The organism is Enterobacter sp. V87_3 (assembly GCF_029967835.1).
Lineage (GTDB): Bacteria > Pseudomonadota > Gammaproteobacteria > Enterobacterales > Enterobacteriaceae > Enterobacter > Enterobacter cancerogenus.
Genome location: NZ_JASCAM010000010.1, coordinates 255,076 through 272,437, shown reverse-complemented (window position 1 = coordinate 272,437; position 17,362 = coordinate 255,076). Strand labels below are relative to the sequence as shown.

16 protein-coding genes are annotated in these 17,362 nt (G+C 56.2%); all 16 read left to right on the top strand.

Annotated features, from left to right (window positions below):
- The first annotated feature begins 39 nt into the window (after window positions 1-39).
- The 16 genes from wcaA (at window position 40) to wcaL (ending at window position 17,353) form a co-directional block, all read left to right on the top strand.
- On the top strand, window positions 40-882 hold the full coding sequence (gene wcaA / locus QLG21_RS02030; RefSeq protein ID WP_058609789.1) for a colanic acid biosynthesis glycosyltransferase WcaA: 843 nt from the start codon (window positions 40-42) through the stop codon (window positions 880-882).
- Window positions 882-1,373 (top strand): colanic acid biosynthesis acetyltransferase WcaB, encoded by a 492-nt coding sequence (wcaB, locus tag QLG21_RS02025; protein WP_042320603.1) that lies wholly within the window; start codon window positions 882-884, stop codon window positions 1,371-1,373. Before wcaA ends, wcaB begins: the two co-directional genes overlap by 1 nt.
- Window positions 1,370-2,587, top strand: coding sequence for a colanic acid biosynthesis glycosyltransferase WcaC (gene wcaC / locus QLG21_RS02020; protein ID WP_137849344.1), 1,218 nt, complete (start codon window positions 1,370-1,372; stop codon window positions 2,585-2,587). The genes wcaB and wcaC overlap by 4 nt, the downstream gene beginning before the upstream one ends.
- Window positions 2,562-3,782 (top strand): colanic acid polymerase WcaD, encoded by a 1,221-nt coding sequence (wcaD, locus tag QLG21_RS02015; protein WP_088208129.1) that lies wholly within the window; start codon window positions 2,562-2,564, stop codon window positions 3,780-3,782. Before wcaC ends, wcaD begins: the two co-directional genes overlap by 26 nt.
- Window positions 3,783-3,798: 16 nt before the next feature.
- Window positions 3,799-4,545: a colanic acid biosynthesis glycosyltransferase WcaE gene (wcaE, locus tag QLG21_RS02010; RefSeq protein ID WP_137849343.1), complete on the top strand. Its 747-nt coding sequence runs from the start codon at window positions 3,799-3,801 to the stop codon at window positions 4,543-4,545.
- Between the two features lie 16 nt (window positions 4,546-4,561).
- Window positions 4,562-5,116, top strand: coding sequence for a colanic acid biosynthesis acetyltransferase WcaF (gene wcaF, locus QLG21_RS02005; protein WP_006176308.1), 555 nt, complete (start codon window positions 4,562-4,564; stop codon window positions 5,114-5,116).
- 21 nt (window positions 5,117-5,137) lie between these two features.
- Window positions 5,138-6,259 carry a GDP-mannose 4,6-dehydratase gene (gmd, locus tag QLG21_RS02000; protein ID WP_088208132.1) on the top strand — a complete coding sequence of 374 codons (1,122 nt, stop codon included), beginning with the start codon at window positions 5,138-5,140 and terminating at the stop codon, window positions 6,257-6,259.
- Between the two features lie 2 nt (window positions 6,260-6,261).
- Window positions 6,262-7,227, top strand: a complete 966-nt coding sequence (locus tag QLG21_RS01995; RefSeq protein ID WP_006176306.1) for a GDP-L-fucose synthase — start codon at window positions 6,262-6,264, stop codon at window positions 7,225-7,227.
- A gap of 2 nt (window positions 7,228-7,229) precedes the next feature.
- Window positions 7,230-7,709, top strand: coding sequence for a GDP-mannose mannosyl hydrolase (locus QLG21_RS01990; protein WP_006176305.1), 480 nt, complete (start codon window positions 7,230-7,232; stop codon window positions 7,707-7,709).
- Window positions 7,706-8,929, top strand: a complete 1,224-nt coding sequence (gene wcaI / locus QLG21_RS01985) for a colanic acid biosynthesis fucosyltransferase WcaI (protein ID WP_282483793.1) — start codon at window positions 7,706-7,708, stop codon at window positions 8,927-8,929. The genes QLG21_RS01990 and wcaI overlap by 4 nt, the downstream gene beginning before the upstream one ends.
- A gap of 3 nt (window positions 8,930-8,932) precedes the next feature.
- Window positions 8,933-10,369, top strand: coding sequence for a mannose-1-phosphate guanyltransferase (cpsB, locus tag QLG21_RS01980; RefSeq protein ID WP_006176303.1), 1,437 nt, complete (start codon window positions 8,933-8,935; stop codon window positions 10,367-10,369).
- 110 nt (window positions 10,370-10,479) lie between these two features.
- Complete coding sequence (gene cpsG, locus QLG21_RS01975) at window positions 10,480-11,850, top strand: colanic acid biosynthesis phosphomannomutase CpsG (protein WP_101737323.1); 1,371 nt, start codon at window positions 10,480-10,482, stop codon at window positions 11,848-11,850.
- Window positions 11,851-11,965: 115 nt separating this feature from the next.
- Window positions 11,966-13,360 carry an undecaprenyl-phosphate glucose phosphotransferase gene (wcaJ, locus tag QLG21_RS01970; RefSeq protein WP_006176301.1) on the top strand — a complete coding sequence of 465 codons (1,395 nt, stop codon included), beginning with the start codon at window positions 11,966-11,968 and terminating at the stop codon, window positions 13,358-13,360.
- 1 nt (window position 13,361) lies between these two features.
- Window positions 13,362-14,840 carry a colanic acid undecaprenyl disphosphate flippase WzxC gene (gene wzxC / locus QLG21_RS01965; RefSeq protein ID WP_282483792.1) on the top strand — a complete coding sequence of 493 codons (1,479 nt, stop codon included), beginning with the start codon at window positions 13,362-13,364 and terminating at the stop codon, window positions 14,838-14,840.
- 15 nt (window positions 14,841-14,855) lie between these two features.
- Window positions 14,856-16,136 carry a colanic acid biosynthesis pyruvyl transferase WcaK gene (wcaK, locus tag QLG21_RS01960; protein ID WP_282483791.1) on the top strand — a complete coding sequence of 427 codons (1,281 nt, stop codon included), beginning with the start codon at window positions 14,856-14,858 and terminating at the stop codon, window positions 16,134-16,136.
- The gene (gene wcaL / locus QLG21_RS01955; protein WP_006176298.1) at window positions 16,133-17,353 is read left to right on the top strand and encodes a colanic acid biosynthesis glycosyltransferase WcaL; all 1,221 of its coding nucleotides are present in this window, start codon (window positions 16,133-16,135) and stop codon (window positions 17,351-17,353) included. Before wcaK ends, wcaL begins: the two co-directional genes overlap by 4 nt.
- Window positions 17,354-17,362: the final 9 nt, after the last annotated feature.

Genomic DNA, 17,362 nt, shown 5'->3' with positions numbered 1-17,362 from the left:
CTCTGGGGAGAGGGTCGGGGTGAGGGGAATGGGGAAAATATGAACACACAACGCCCTTTGATTTCTATCTATATGCCGACATGGAATCGTCAGCAGCTGGCGATCCGCGCGATTAAATCGGTCCTGCGTCAGGATTACGATAACTGGGAACTGATCATCGTCGATGACTGTTCCTCCTCGTTTGAGCAACTGCAAAAATTTGTTGAAGACCTGAACGACCCGCGCGTGATGTACACGCATAACCCCATCAATTCCGGGGCGTGTGCGGTGCGTAATCAGGCGATTATGCAGGCGAAAGGGCAGTATCTGACCGGGATCGACGATGATGACGAATGGACGCCAAACCGTCTGTCGATCTTCCTGTCGCATAAAGCGCAGCTGGTGACGCACGCGTTCCTGTATGCCAACGACTATGTTTGCCAGGGCGAAGTTTATTCGCAGCCGGCGAGCCTGCCGCTGTACCCGAAATCACCGTACTCCCGTCGCCTGTTTTACAAGCGCAACATTATCGGTAATCAGGTGTTTACCTGGGCACAACGCTTTAAAGCCTGTCTGTTTGATACCGAACTGAAGGCCGCACAGGACTACGACATTTTCCTGCGGATGGTGGTGGAGTACGGCGAGCCGTGGAAGGTGGAAGAGGCCACGCAGATCCTGCACATCAATCATGGCGAGATGCAAATCACCTCGTCGCCAAAGAAATTCTCGGGCTATTTCCACTTTTACCGCAAGCACAAAGAAAAATTCGACCGTGCCAGCCGTAAGTATCAGCTTTTTACCCTCTACCAGATCCGCAACAAGCGCATGAACTGGCGCACGCTGCTCACGCTGCTTTCCGTACGTAACGGCAAGCGTCTGGCCGATGGACTTCGGGGGAAATAATGTTTCTGGAAGATTGCCGCGCAAACGGCTGGAGTCTGCGCCCGTGCTGCATGGTGCTGGCCTACCGCATCGCGCATTTTTGCTCGGTGTGGCGCAAAAAAAATGTGCTCAACAACCTGTGGGCGGCACCGGTGCTGGTGCTGTACCGCATCATCACTGAATGTTTCTTCGGCTATGAAATTCAGGCTGCGGCCACCATTGGCCGTCGCTTTACCATTCATCATGGCTATGCGGTGGTGATCAATAAGTTCGTGGTGGCAGGGGATGATTTCACCATCCGTCACGCGGTCACTATTGGCAATCGCGGGCCGGAAAGCCTGGCCTGCCCGGTCATCGGCAATAACGTCGAGCTGGGCGCTAACGTGGTGATGATTGGTGATATTACCGTGGGCAATAACGTCACCATTGGTGCCGGTAGCGTGGTGCTGGACAGCATCCCGGACAACGCGCTGGTGGTCGGTGAGAAAGCCCGCGTGAAGGTGATCAAATGAATATTTTGCAATTTAACGTGCGCCTGGCGGAAGGCGGCGCGGCAGGCGTGGCGCTGGATCTGCACCAGCGCGCGCTGGAAAAAGGGCTACAGTCCCGTTTCGTCTACGGTTACGGCAAGGGCGGCAAGAAAAGCGTCAGCCACGATAACTATCCGCACGTTCTGAAGCAGACGCCGCGCCTGACGTCGGTGGCGAACATTGCGCTGTTCCGCCTGTTTAACCGCGATCTGTTTGGCAATCTGAATAATCTCTATCGCACCGTGACCCGTACCTCCGGGCCGGTTGTTCTGCATTTTCACGTCCTGCACAGCTACTGGCTGAACCTGGAAGAGGTGGTAGCGTTTTGCGAAAACGTGCAGGCCCACAAGCCGGACACGCGATTCGTCTGGACGTTGCACGATCACTGGAGCGTGACCGGGCGCTGCGCGTTTACCGACGGCTGCGAAGGCTGGAAAACCGACTGCCAGAAATGCCCGACCCTGAGTAACTATCCGCCGGTTAAAGTGGATCGCGCGCACCAGTTAGTTGAGGGCAAGCGCCAGCTGTTCCGCGCCATGCTTTCGCTCGGCTGCACCTTTATCTCGCCAAGCCAGCACGTCGCGGATGCGTTCAACAGCCTGTACGGGGCAGGGCAGTGCAAGATCGTCAACAACGGGATCGACGTGGCAACGGAAGAGATCCTGGCCGAACTGACGCCGGTTGCCGTAACGGCAGGTCAGCCGAAAATTGCCGTGGTGGCGCACGATCTGCGTTACGACGGCAAAACCAACCAGCAGCTGGTGCGCGACATTATGGCGCTGGGGAACAAGATTGAGCTGCATACCTTCGGCAAGTTCTCCCCGTTTGAGGGGCCGAATGTGATTAACCACGGGTTTGAAACCGACAAACGCAAACTGATGAGTGCGCTCAACGGTATGGACGCCCTGGTGTTTAGCTCCCGCGTGGACAACTACCCGCTGATCCTGTGCGAAGCGCTCTCTATCGGCGTGCCGGTGATTGCCACCCACAGCGACGCCGCGCGCGAAGTGCTGGATAAATCGGGCGGAAAGACTTTTGCAGAGAGTGAGGTTCTGCCTCTGGTGCAGCTGCCGAAGGCGGAGATTGCGCAGGCCGTTTTTGGCACTGACCTGGAATCGTTCCGCAACCGCAGCCGCAAGGCCTACAGTGGACAACAGATGCTGGAGGAGTATGTCTCGTTCTATCAGAATCTGTAGTTATCTGCTGCTGCCGCTGATCTACCTGCTGGTCAACGTCAAGATTGCCCAGCTGGGAGAGAGCTTCCCGATCACTATCGTCACCTTCTTGCCGGTCCTGCTTTTGCTCTACGTTGAGAAAATCAGCCTCAAGAAACTGATGATTGCGCTGGGGCTGGGGTTTGGCTTAACGGCCTTTAACTACCTGTTTGGTCAGTCGCTGGATGCCAGCAAATACGTCACCTCAACCATGCTGTTTGTGTATATCGTCATTATTATTGGCATGGTGTGGAGTATTCGCTTTAAAACTATTTCTCCGCACAATTATAGGAAAATCCTCAGGTTCTTTTATATTGTCGTCGGGCTGGTTGTTATGCTTGCGGCCATGGAGATGGCGCAAATTATTTTGACCGGCGGCAGTAGCCTGATGGAAATAATTTCGAAATATCTCATTTACAGTAACAGCTATGTACTGAACTTTATTAAGTTTGGTGGTAAACGTACCACTGCCCTCTATTTTGAACCCGCGTTTTTTGCTCTGGCATTAATCTCAATTTGGCTCAGCATCAAACAGTTCGGTATCAAAACCCCTAAGACCGATGCTATGATTCTTGCAGGAATCGTTCTGTCCGGATCGTTCTCAGGGGTAATGACATTTATCCTGTTTTACCTGCTGGAGTGGGCGTTTCAGTATCTGAACAAAGAAGCGATTAAGAAAAAGCTGCCGCTGGCGATAATCTCCCTGACGGTATTTCTGGTGGGCGTAATATTTGCGTTTCCGTACATCTCCGAACGTCTTGGTGATTTGGGAACCGAAGGCTCGTCGTCCTATTATCGCATCATTGGTCCGCTGGTGATGGTGGGGTATTCATTAACCCACATTGATGGCGTAGTAAGATTCGGCTCACTTTACGAATATGTTGCATCATTCGGAATCTTTAACGGTGCGGACGTCGGAAAAACAATAGACAATGGCCTGTATCTGTTAATTATTTATTTTTCCTGGTTCGCCGTACTGTTGACGCTGTGGTATCTGTTTAAAGTTTTCAAAATGATGATCAACGCGTTTGGTGATAACCAGAACTTTCGCGTACAGCTTTATCTTTTTACGCCAGTGTCGCTGTTTTTTACGGGGTCAATATTTAGCCCAGAATATGCTTTCTTGATTGTCTGTCCGTTTATTTTGCGCAAGGCGCTTAATATTACGCGCGTATGACGAAATGAGGTGATTTATGTTTCTTAGTGTGGTTACCGTCGCCTTTCGCAACTACGAAGGCGTGGTAAAAACCTGGCGCTCGCTGCGCAACCTGGCGCGCGATCCGAGTATCACCTTTGAGTGGATCGTGGTCGACGGCGGCTCGAACGACGGCACGGCGGAGTTTCTGGAAAAACTCAACGGTGAGTTCAACTTACGTTACATCAGCGAGAAAGATAAAGGCATCTACGACGCCATGAATAAGGGGATCGCCATGGCGCAAGGGCGCTATGCCATCTTCCTCAATTCCGGCGATACCTTCCACGATGATGTGGCGCTGTTTGCCCGTCAGCTGGCGCGTCAGAAAGAGGACGCGATGTTTATCGGCGATGCGCTGCTCGATTTCGGTGACGGTAACACGGTACTGCGTAGCGCAAAACCGGGCTGGTATATCTATCACAGCCTGCCCGCCAGTCATCAGGCCATTTTCTACCCGGTCAGCGGGCTGAAAAAACAGCCTTATGATTTGCAGTATAAAGTGTCATCAGATTATGCCCTGACGGCCAGTTTGTATAAAGCCGGTTATCCGTTTCGTCGAATTAAAGGGCTGGTGTCCGAATTTTCGATGGGGGGCGTGTCAACGTCTAATAATCTGGAACTATGCCAGGACGCGAAAAACGTTCAGCGTAAAATATTACGCGTGCCGGGCTTCTGGGCAGAATTGTCTTATTTCTTCCGTCTTAAAACGACGGGTAAAGCGAAAGCCTTATATAACAAAGCCTGAAATATAAGGAAACGTGATGCAGGAACTTAACGGATTCTCCGTGCCGAAAGGTTTTCGGGGCGGGAACGGTATTAAGGTGCAGTTGTGGTGGGCGGTTCAGGCAACGTTATTTGCCTGGTCTCCGCAAATACTGTACCGCTGGCGAGCATTTTTATTGCGCCTGTTTGGTGCAAAAATCGGAAAAAACGTAGTCATTCGTCCATCGGTAAAAATTACGTACCCTTGGAAATTAACGCTTGGGGATTATGCCTGGGTCGGGGATGACGCGGTGCTATATACCCTTGGCGATATTACGATTGGTGCCAACTCGGTGATTTCACAGAAATGTTATTTGTGCACCGGCAGCCATGATTTTATGAGCCCGCATTTTGATATTACCGCCACGCCTGTTGTGATTGGCGAAAAATGCTGGCTGGCAACGGACGTTTTTGTTGCACCCGGTGTTTCTGTTGGCGACGGCACGGTTATTGGTGCCCGCAGCAGCGTTTTTAAATCGCTACCGGCAAATAAAATTTGCCGTGGCAATCCCGCAGTGGTGATACGCGAACGCGTTGAAACTGAAAAACTTTGATAAGTACAGAGGAATATAAACATGTCTAAAGTCGCTCTCATCACCGGCGTTACCGGACAGGATGGTTCTTACCTGGCAGAATTGCTGCTGGAAAAAGGTTATGAAGTTCACGGTATTAAACGTCGTGCATCGTCTTTCAACACCGAGCGTGTGGACCATATCTATCAGGATCCCCATGCCGCGAACCCGAAATTCCACCTGCACTACGGCGACCTGACCGATACCTCCAACCTGACCCGCATCCTTCAGGAAGTGCAACCGGATGAAGTGTATAACCTGGGCGCGATGAGCCACGTCGCCGTTTCTTTCGAATCCCCGGAATACACCGCTGACGTTGATGCCATGGGGACCCTGCGTCTGCTGGAAGCGATTCGCTTCCTCGGCCTTGAGAAGAAAACCCGCTTCTATCAGGCGTCCACCTCTGAGCTGTACGGCCTGGTGCAGGAGATCCCGCAGAAAGAGACCACGCCATTCTACCCTCGCTCACCGTATGCGGTGGCAAAACTGTACGCCTACTGGATCACCGTGAACTACCGTGAATCCTACGGCATGTACGCCTGTAACGGCATTCTGTTCAACCACGAATCCCCGCGCCGCGGCGAGACCTTCGTAACCCGCAAAATCACCCGCGCGATCGCCAACATCGCTCAGGGCCTGGAGTCTTGCCTGCACCTCGGCAACATGGATTCCCTGCGTGACTGGGGCCATGCGAAGGACTACGTGAAAATGCAGTGGATGATGCTGCAGCAGGACAAGCCAGAAGACTTCGTGATTGCGACCGGCGTGCAGTACTCCGTACGTCAGTTCGTGGAAATGGCCGCGGCACAGCTGGGCATCAAACTGCGCTTTGAAGGCACCGGCGTGGAAGAGAAGGGCATTGTGGTCTCCGTGACCGGCCATGACGCACCGGGCGTGAAGCCGGGCGACGTGATTGTCCAGGTTGACCCGCGTTACTTCCGTCCTGCGGAAGTGGAAACCCTGCTCGGCGACCCAACTAAAGCGCACGAAACCCTGGGCTGGAAACCAGAAACCACGCTGCAGGAGATGGTCTCTGAGATGGTGGCTAAAGATCTTGAAGCGGCGAAAAAACACTCTCTGCTGAAGTCCCATGGCTACGAGGTTGCCATCGCGCTGGAGTCCTGAGAATGACCAAACAACGTATTTTTGTCGCTGGTCATCGCGGAATGGTGGGTTCCGCGATTGTCCGACAGCTTGAACAGCGCGGCGACGTCGAGGTGATTGTCCGCACGCGCGACGAGCTGAACCTGCTCGACAGCCGCGCAGTGCAGGCGTTCTTTGAGAACGAACGCATTGACCAGGTGTATCTGGCGGCGGCAAAGGTGGGCGGTATCGTCGCCAACAACACCTACCCGGCGGATTTCATCTACGAAAACATGATGATTGAGAGCAACATCATTCACGCGGCGCACCTGCACAACGTGAACAAGCTGTTGTTCCTTGGTTCATCCTGTATTTACCCGAAAATGGCGAAGCAGCCGATCGCCGAGAGCGAACTGCTGCAGGGGACGCTGGAAGCGACCAACGAGCCGTACGCGATTGCCAAAATTGCCGGGATTAAGCTGTGTGAGTCCTACAACCGTCAGTACAACCGCGACTATCGCTCGGTGATGCCGACCAACCTGTACGGGCCGCACGATAACTTCCACCCGAGCAACTCGCACGTGATCCCGGCGCTGCTGCGCCGCTTCCACGAGGCGACCGCCGAGAATGCACCGGATGTGGTGGTGTGGGGGAGCGGCACGCCGATGCGTGAGTTCCTGCACGTGGACGACATGGCTGCGGCCAGCATTCACGTTATGGAGTTGGATCGCGAGGTCTGGCAGGAAAACACCGAGCCAATGCTGTCGCACATCAACGTTGGCACCGGCGTGGACTGCACGATCCGCGAGCTGGCGCAGACCATCGCGCAGGTGGTGGGCTACAGAGGCCGCGTGGTGTTTGACGCCACGAAACCGGACGGTACGCCGCGCAAGCTGCTCGACGTGACCCGCCTGCATCAGCTGGGCTGGTATCACGAGGTGTCACTGGAGCAGGGGCTGGCAAGTACCTACCAGTGGTTCCTTGAAAATCAGCACCGCTTCCGGGGGTAACCATGTTTTTGAGTCAGGAAGATTTTGCCACGATCGTTCGTTCCACACCGCTCATCTCAATGGATTTGATTGTGGAGAACGAACGCGGCGAGTTCTTGCTGGGGAAACGAACCAATCGTCCTGCACAGGGCTTCTGGTTCGTGCCCGGCGGGCGCGTGCAGAAGGATGAGCGGCTTACCGATGCGTTTGAACGTCTCACTCTGGCGGAACTGGGCCTGCAACTGCCGATGGCATCAGGCCAGTTTTACGGGGTCTGGCAGCACTTCTATGACGATAACTTTTCAGGTAGCGACTTCACCACGCACTACATCGTGCTGGGGTTCCGCCTGAAAGTGAGTGAGGCAGACCTGCGTCTGCCTGATTCTCAACATGACGACTACCGCTGGCAAACGCCAGAGGCGCTGCTTGCCAGTGACAATGTGCACGACAACAGTCGTGCCTATTTTCTGGCAGATCGTCAGGCCGGAGTGCCGGGCTTATGAGAATCCTTGTTTACGGAATCAACTACTCCCCGGAGCTGACCGGCATCGGGAAATATACCGGTGAAATGGTGGAGTGGATGGCGAGCCAGGGCCACGAGGTGCGGGTCATTACCGCACCGCCGTATTACCCGGAATGGAAGGTAGGCGAGCGTTACTCGGGCTGGCGTTATCGCCGCGAACAGGGGGCCGCCACGGTCTGGCGCTGCCCGCTGTACGTGCCGAAGCAGCCGTCAACCCTGAAACGCCTGCTCCATCTCGGCAGCTTTGCCCTGAGCAGTTTCTTCCCGCTGATGGCGCAGCGTCGCTGGAAGCCGGATCGCATTATCGGCGTGGTGCCGACGCTGTTTTGCACGCCGGGCATACGCCTGCTGGGGAAACTCTCCGGCGCACGCACCCTGCTGCACATTCAGGATTATGAAGTCGATGCGATGCTCGGTCTGGGCATGGCCGGTAAAGGCAAGGGTGGCCGTGTTGCCAGACTCGCCAGCGCCTTTGAGCGCAGCGGCCTGCACAACGTGGATTACGTGTCGACGATCTCGCGCTCAATGATGAACAAAGCGCAGGAGAAGGGCGTCGCGCAGGAGAAAGTGATCTTTTTCCCGAACTGGTCCGAAGTGGCGCGCTTTCGTGACGTAACGGAAAGTGATGCCCGGGCGTTACGCACTCAGCTCGGTTTGCCTGATGACCAAAAAATCATTCTTTATTCAGGCAACATCGGTGAAAAGCAGGGGCTGGAAAGCGTTATCGAGGCGGCGCATCAGTTAAGCAAACATTCATGGATGTTTGTGATTGTTGGGCAGGGTGGCGGTAAAGCGCGTCTGGAAAAGATGGCGAGCGAACGCGGCCTGACCAATGTGAAATTTTTCCCGCTTCAGTCTTACGAGGCCTTGCCTGCGTTGCTGAAGATGGGCGACTGCCATCTGGTGGTGCAAAAGCGCGGCGCGGCGGATGCGGTATTGCCGTCGAAGCTCACCAACATTCTGGCGGTCGGCGGCAACGCGGTCATCACCGCCGAGCCGGAGACCGAGTTAGGCCAGCTGTGCGAACGCTATCCGGGGATCGCCGTTTGCGTCGAGCCGGAGTCGGTGTCCGCACTGGTCGCTGGCATTGAGCACGCGCTTGCCATGCCAAAAGTCAACACGGTGGCACGTGAATATGCCGAACGCACGCTCGAAAAAGAGAACGTGCTGAGCCAATTTATTGCAGATATACGGGGATAAATCATGAGTCAAAGCAAACTGTTTCCGGTCGTGATGGCTGGTGGCTCTGGTAGCCGGTTGTGGCCGCTGTCCCGCGTGCTCTATCCAAAACAGTTCCTCTGCCTGAAAGGGGAGCTCACCATGCTGCAAACGACGGTCAACCGTCTGCAGGGCGTGGAGTGTGAAAGCCCGGTGGTGATCTGCAACGAGCAGCACCGCTTTATCGTTGCCGAGCAGCTGCGCCAGCTGAACAAACTCACAGAAAATATCATTCTGGAGCCTGCCGGACGTAATACCGCACCCGCTATCGCCCTGGCGGCGCTGGCGGCGAAACGCAGCAGCCCGGAATGTGACCCGCTGATGCTGGTCCTGGCCGCTGATCACGTCATTCAGCAGGAAGAGACGTTCCGCGACGCGGTACGGGCCGCCATTCCTTACGCCGAGAGCGGCAAGCTGGTGACCTTTGGCATCGTTCCGGATCTGCCGGAAACCGGTTATGGCTATATCCGCCGCGGCACGGTCACGGCTGGCGAAGGTGACAGCGTGGCGTTCGATGTGGCGCAGTTCGTTGAAAAACCCAATCTTGAAACCGCGCAGGCCTACGTAGCCAGCGGGGAATATTACTGGAACAGCGGCATGTTCCTGTTCCGCGCCGGGCGTTATCTGGAAGAGCTGGAAAAGTATCGCCCGGATATCTTGCGCGCCTGCGAAAAAGCCATGGCCGTGGTTGACCCGGATCTTGATTTCATCCGTGTCGATGAAGCCTCTTTCCTCGCCTGTCCTGAAGAGTCCATCGACTACGCGGTGATGGAACGCACGGCGGATGCCGTGGTCGTGCCAATGGATGCCGGCTGGAGCGACGTCGGCTCCTGGTCCTCTCTGTGGGAGATCAGCGCCCATACGCCGGAGGGAAACGTTCATCACGGTGACGTGATCAGTCACAAAACCGAAAACAGCTACGTTTACGCCGAGTCCGGCCTGGTCACCACGGTGGGGGTAAAGGATCTGGTGGTCGTTCAGACCAAAGACGCGGTGCTGATTGCTGACCGTAACGCGGTGCAGGACGTGAAGAAAGTCGTCGAGCAGATTAAGGCCGACGGTCGTCACGAGCATCATATCCACCGTGAAGTGTACCGCCCGTGGGGTAAATATGACTCCATCGACGCGGGCGATCGCTATCAGGTGAAGCGTATTACCGTAAAGCCGGGCGAAGGGCTGTCGGTACAGATGCACCACCACCGCGCCGAGCACTGGGTGGTGGTGGCGGGGACCGCCAAAGTCACCATCGACGGTGAAATCAAGCTGCTGGGTGAGAACGAGTCTATTTACATCCCCCTGGGGGCGACCCACTGCCTGGAAAACCCGGGGAAAATTCCGCTCGACTTAATTGAAGTGCGCTCCGGTTCCTATCTGGAAGAGGACGACATCGTGCGCTTCCAGGACCGTTACGGACGGGTATAGCGCCTTAGCACCTCGCCCGGTGGCACTACGCTAACCGGGCCTACGAATGAAAAAAATAAATTTGGCCATTACGTGGTCAGGGCCAACTGTTGCCTGAAAAAGGGGTCATCATGGAAAAATTAACCTGTTTTAAAGCCTACGATATTCGCGGCAAGCTGGGCGAAGAGCTGAATGAAGACATTGCGTGGCGCATTGGCCGTGCATATGGCGAATATTTAAAGCCCCAAACAATCGTGCTGGGCGGCGACGTGCGCCTGACCAGCGAATCCCTCAAGCTGGCGCTGGCGAAAGGGCTGCAGGACGCGGGCGTAGACGTGCTGGATATCGGCCTTTCCGGCACAGAAGAGATCTATTTTGCCACTTTCCACCTGGGCGTGGACGGCGGTATCGAAGTGACCGCCAGCCATAACCCGATGGACTACAACGGCATGAAGCTGGTGCGCAAGGGCGCGCGTCCGATCAGCGGTGATACCGGCCTGCGCGACGTGCAGCGCCTGGCGGAAGCGAACGACTTCCCGCCGGTGGATGAAGCGAAACGCGGCAGCTATCAGCAGATCACCCTGCAAAAAGAGTATATCGACCACCTGCTGGGCTACATCAACGTGGCGAACCTCAAGCCGCTGAAGCTGGTGATTAACTCCGGTAACGGCGCGGCGGGTCCGGTTATTGATGCGCTGGAAGCGCGCTTTAAGGCGCTGAACGTGCCGGTGACCTTCATCAAAGTGCATAACACCCCGGACGGTACCTTCCCGAACGGTATTCCGAACCCGCTGCTGCCCGAGTGCCGGGACGACACCCGCAACGCGGTGATTGAGCATGGCGCGGATATGGGCATTGCCTTTGACGGCGATTTTGACCGCTGCTTCCTGTTCGATGAAAAGGGCCAGTTTATCGAAGGCTATTACATTGTCGGCCTGCTGGCGGAGGCATTCCTCGAGAAGAACCCGGGCGCAAAAATCATTCACGATCCGCGTCTCTCCTGGAACACCGTCGACGTGGTAAGCGCGGCGGGCGGCGAGCCGGTGATGTCCAAAACTGGCCATGCGTTCATTAAGGAGCGCATGCGCGAAGAGGACGCCATCTACGGCGGCGAAATGAGCGCGCATCACTATTTCCGCGATTTTGCCTACTGCGACAGCGGGATGATCCCGTGGCTGCTGGTAACCGAGCTGCTGTGCCTGAAAGGGCAAACGCTGGGCGAACTGGTGCGTGACCGCATGGCCGCCTTCCCGGCAAGCGGGGAAATCAACAGCACGCTGGCGCAGCCTGCCGAGGCCATTGCCCGCGTGGAGCATCACTTTGCGATCCATGCCCTTGAAATCGACCGCACCGACGGGATCAGCATGTCGTTCCCGCAGTGGCGTTTCAACTTGCGCTCCTCCAACACCGAACCGGTGGTGCGCCTGAATGTGGAATCACGGGCCGATACGGCGCTGATGGAAGCGCGAACGAAGGACATTCTGGCGCTGTTGAATCAGTAAATCCTGGCCCCTCACCCCGGCCCTCTCCCCACAGGGGAGAGGGTGTTCAAGTTCCCTCTCCCCTGTGGGGAGAGGGTTAGGGTGAGGGGGAAGGTTGTGAACTAAAGGAACAACGATGACGAATCTAAAAAAGCGCGACCGAGCGAGAACGAATGCATCGTTAATCTCTATGGTGCAGCGATTTTCTGATATCACCATCATGGTCGGCGGATTGTGGGTGGTGTGTCAGATCAGCGGGCAGTCGTTCTTATATATGCATCTGCTGATGGCCCTGATCGCGCTGGTGGTGTTCCAGATGATCGGCGGAATGACCGATTTTTATCGCTCGTGGCGCGGTGTGAAAATAACCACCGAGCTGATGCTTCTCCTGCAAAACTGGACTCTGAGCCTGATCTTCAGCGCCGGGCTGGTGGCTTTCAGCCAGGATTTCGATAACCGTCTGGTGACCTATCTGGCCTGGTATCTGCTGACCAGCGTAGGCATGGTGGTGTGCCGATCCTTGATCCGCTTTGGCGCAGGCTGGCTGCGTAACCGGGGCTATAACACCCGCTATGTGGCCGTTGCCGGTGATTTGCCGGTAGGGCAGGTGCTGCTTAACTCCTTCCGCAAAGAGCCGTGGTTAGGCTTCGACGTGGTGGGGATTTATCACGATGCTAAGCCGGGCGGTGTGTCGTCGGACTGGGCGGGAAACTACGAACAGCTGGTCGAGGACGCAAAAGCCGGCAAGATCCACAACGTCTACATCGCCATGCAGATGAAAGATGAATCCTGCATCAAAACGCTGGTGCGTGACCTGGCGGACACCACCTGCTCGGTGATCCTCATCCCGGACGTCTTTACCTTTAACATTCTCCACTCCCGTATTGAAGAAGTGAACGGCGTTCCGGTGGTTCCGCTGTACGACACGCCGCTGTCCGGTATTAACCGCGTGCTGAAACGCCTCGAAGATATCGTGCTCTCGTCGCTGATTTTGCTGCTGATTTCCCCGGTGCTGTGCTGCATTGCGCTGGCCGTAAAGATCAGCTCGCCCGGCCCGGTTATCTTCCGCCAGACCCGCTACGGCATGGACGGTAAGCCGATTATGGTGTGGAAATTCCGCTCCATGAAGGTGATGGAAAACGACAGCGTGGTAACGCAGGCGACGCAAAACGATCCGCGCGTGACCCGCGTGGGCAACTTCCTGCGCCGGACCTCGCTGGACGAACTGCCGCAGTTTATCAACGTCTTTACTGGCGGCATGTCGATCGTGGGGCCTCGTCCGCACGCCGTCGCCCATAACGAGCAGTACCGCACCCTGATCGAAGGCTATATGCTGCGCCACAAAGTGAAGCCAGGCATTACCGGCTGGGCGCAAATCAACGGCTGGCGCGGCGAGACCGACACGCTGGAAAAAATGGAAAAACGCATTGAGTTCGATCTGGAGTACATCCGCGAGTGGAGCGTCTGGTTCGATATCAAGATTGTCTTTCTGACTATCTTCAAAGGTTTCGTGAACAAAGCGGCGTACTAAGATGAGCTTACGAGAAAAAACCATCAGTGGTGCCAAGTGGTCGGCAATGGCGACCATCGTCATCATTGGCCTTGGGCTGGTGCAGATGACGGTGCTGGCGCGCATTATCGATAATCACCAGTTCGGTCTTCTGACCGTGTCGCTGGTGATTATCGCCCTCGCCGATACGCTGTCTGACTTTGGTATTGCCAACTCGATTATCCAGCGCAAGGAGATTAGCCATCTGGAGCTGACCACGCTCTACTGGCTGAACGTTGGGCTTGGGATCGGCGTGTTTGTGCTGGTATTCCTGCTGAGCGACACCATCGCCCGCGTGCTGCATAACCCGGACCTGGCACCGCTGATGCGCACGCTCTCCTTTGCGTTTGTGCTGATCCCCCACGGGCAGCAGTTTCGCGCGCTGATGCAAAAGGAGCTGGAGTTCAACAAAATCGGCATGATCGAAACCAGCGCCGTGCTGGCGGGCTTCACCTTTACCGTGGTCAGCGCCCATTTCTGGCCGCTGGCGATGACCGCTATTCTGGGCTATCTGGTCAATTCCGCCGTGCGTACGCTGCTGTTTGGCTACTTTGGCCGCAAAATTTATCGCCCGGGGCTGCACTTCTCGCTGGCATCGGTATCCTCCAACCTGCGCTTTGGCGCATGGCTGACCGCCGACAGTATCATTAACTACGTCAATACCAATCTCTCCACGCTGGTGCTGGCGCGTATTCTCGGCGCGAGCGTCGCAGGGGGATACAACCTGGCGTACAACGTCGCGGTTGTTCCGCCGATGAAGCTGAACCCGATTATCACCCGCGTGCTGTTCCCGGCGTTCGCCAAAATCCAGGACGACACGGAGAAGTTGCGCGTCAACTTCTACAAGCTGCTCTCCGTGGTCGGCATTATCAACTTCCCGGTGCTGCTGGGTCTGATGGTGGTCTCCAGCAACTTCGTCCCGCTGGTGTTTGGCGAGAAGTGGGTCAGCATTGTGCCGATCCTGCAGCTGCTTTGCGTAGTCGGGCTGTTGCGCTCGGTGGGGAACCCGATTGGTTCGCTGCTGATGGCGAAAGCCCGCGTTGATATCAGCTTCAAATTCAACGTCTTCAAAACCTTTCTGTTTATTCCGGCGATCGTTGTCGGCGGCCACATGGCCGGCGCCCTCGGCGTGACGCTCGGCTTCCTGCTGGTGCAAATCATCAATACCGTGCTGAGCTACTTCGTGATGATTAAGCCGGTGCTCGGCTCAAGCTACCGCCAGTACATCCTGAGCCTGTGGCTGCCGTTTTACCTCTCATTGCCGACCCTTGTCGTGAGCTACGGGCTGGGCGTGGTGCTCAACGGGCAGCTGCCGCTCGCCGCGCTGCTGGCCGTGCAGGTGGCGGCGGGCGCGCTGGCGTTCGGGGTGATGATTGTGCTGTCGCGTAATGCGCTGGTGGTTGAGATGAAACGTCAGTTTTGCCGTAACGAAAAAATGAAAACGCTGCTTCGCGCAGGCTAATTTTAAGAGGCCATTATGAAATTACTTATTCTTGGCAACCATACCTGCGGCAACCGTGGCGACAGCGCCATTCTGCGCGGTTTACTGGATGCGATTAACACCCTTGAGCCAGAGACGGAAGTCGACGTGATGAGCCGTTACCCGGTCAGCTCCTCCTGGCTTTTAAACCGCCCGGTGATGGGCGATCCGCTGTACAGCCAGATGAAACAATATAATAACGCCGCGGGCGTTATGGGCCGCGTGAAGAAAGTGCTGCGCCGTCGCTATCAGCATCAGGTGTTGCTCTCCCGCGTGACCGATACCGGCAAGCTGCGCAATATTGCCATCGCGCAGGGCTTTACCGATTTTGTCCGTCTGCTGTCGGGCTATGACGCCATTATTCAGGTGGGCGGATCGTTCTTTGTCGACCTGTACGGTGTGCCGCAGTTCGAACACGCGCTTTGCACCTTTATGGCGAAAAAACCGCTGTTCATGATTGGCCACAGCGTGGGGCCATTCCAGGATCCGCAGTTCAACCAGCTGGCGAACTACGTGTTTGGCCACTGCGACGCGCTGATCCTGCGTGAATCGGTGAGCCTCGATATGATGAAGCGCAGCGAAATTGATACCACAAAAGTCGAACACGGCGTGGATACCGCCTGGCTGGTGGACCATCAGGACGCCACTTTCCAGGCAAGCTATGCCGTGCAGCACTGGCTGGATGTGACCGCGAAACAGAAAACCGTTGCCATTACCCTGCGCGAGCTGGCGCCGTTTGATAAACGTCTTGGCACCACCCAGGCGGCGTATGAGAAAGCCTTCGCCGAGGTTGTTAACCGGGTGCTCGACAGCGGGTATCAGGTGCTGGCGCTCTCAACCTGTACCGGTATCGACAGCTATAACAAAGACGACCGCATGGTGGCCCTGAACCTGCGTGGGCTGGTCAATGACCCTTCGCGTTACCATGTGGTGATGGATGAACTGAACGACCTGGAGATGGGCAAGATCCTCTCTGCCTGTGACCTGACCGTGGGCACCCGTCTGCACTCGGCGATTATCTCCATGAACTTCGGTACGCCCGCTATCGCGATTAACTACGAGCACAAATCTGCCGGCATTATGCAGCAGCTCGGCATGCCCGAAATGGCGGTCGATATACGTCATCTGCTGGACGGCTCCCTCGGGGCCATGGTCGGCGACACGCTGGGGCAGTTGCCTGCTATCAATGAACGGCTGGCTGCGGCGGTGAAAGCCGAGCGCGAGAAAGGGATTGGGATGGTGAAATCGGTGCTCGATCGCGTCGGGGAGGGGAAATGAAGGTTGGTTTCTTCTTACTGAAATTTCCTTTGTCGTCTGAAACCTTTGTGCTGAACCAGATCACCGCGTTTATCGATATGGGATATGACGTGGAGATTGTCGCCCTGCAAAAGGGCGACACGCAGAACACCCATGCGGCATATACCCAGTATGGGCTGGAGGCGAAAACCCGCTGGCTGCAGGATGAACCGAGCGGGCGAATGAATAAGCTGCGCTACCGTGCAGGCCAGACGCTGCGGGGACTCCACCGCGCGTCAACGTGGCGGGCGCTGAACGTGTCACGCTACGGGGCCGAATCCCGCAATTTGATCCTCTCGGCTATTTGCGGGCAAACGGCGCAGCCGTATCGTGCCGATGTGTTTATCGCCCACTTCGGCCCGGCGGGCGTGACCGCCGCGAAACTGCGTGAGCTTGGCGTGATTGAGGGCAAGATCGCCACCATCTTCCACGGAATCGACATCTCGAGTCGCGAGGTGCTCAACCACTACACGCCTGAATATCAGCAGCTTTTCCGCCGGGGCGACATGATGCTGCCCATCAGCGAGCTGTGGGCAGGACGGCTCAAAACCATGGGCTGCCCGAGCGAAAAAATCACCGTATCACGGATGGGCGTGGACATGGCGCGATTCACCCAGCGTCCGGTAAAAGCGCCGGGTACACCCTTGCAGATTATCTCCGTGGCCCGTCTGACCGAGAAGAAGGGGCTACATGTGGCTATCGAAGCCTGTCGTCAGCTCAAAGCGCGCGGCGTGGACTTCCATTACCGCATCCTGGGGATTGGGCCGTGGGAGCGCCGTTTACGCACCCTAATCGAACAGTATCAGCTGGAAGGTTATGTGGAGATGCCGGGCTTTAAGCCGAGCCACGAGGTGAAGGCCATGCTCGATGAGGCGGACGTGTTCCTGCTGCCTTCAGTGACAGGAGCGGACGGCGACATGGAAGGGATCCCGGTGGCGCTGATGGAGGCGATGGCGGTGGGCATTCCCGTCGTGTCTACGTTGCACAGCGGTATTCCCGAGTTGATTACGTCGGAGCATTCCGGCTGGCTGGTGCCTGAAAACAATGCCTTAGCGCTGGCCGATCGTCTCGCCGCCTTTTGCGATATTGACCCGCAGGATCTGGTGTCGATATTGCGCAATGCGCGCGGAAAAGTGGAAGCCGAATTTAACCAGCAGGCGATCAATCGCCAGTTAGCAAGCCTGCTGCAAACGTTGTAACGCCGAGGT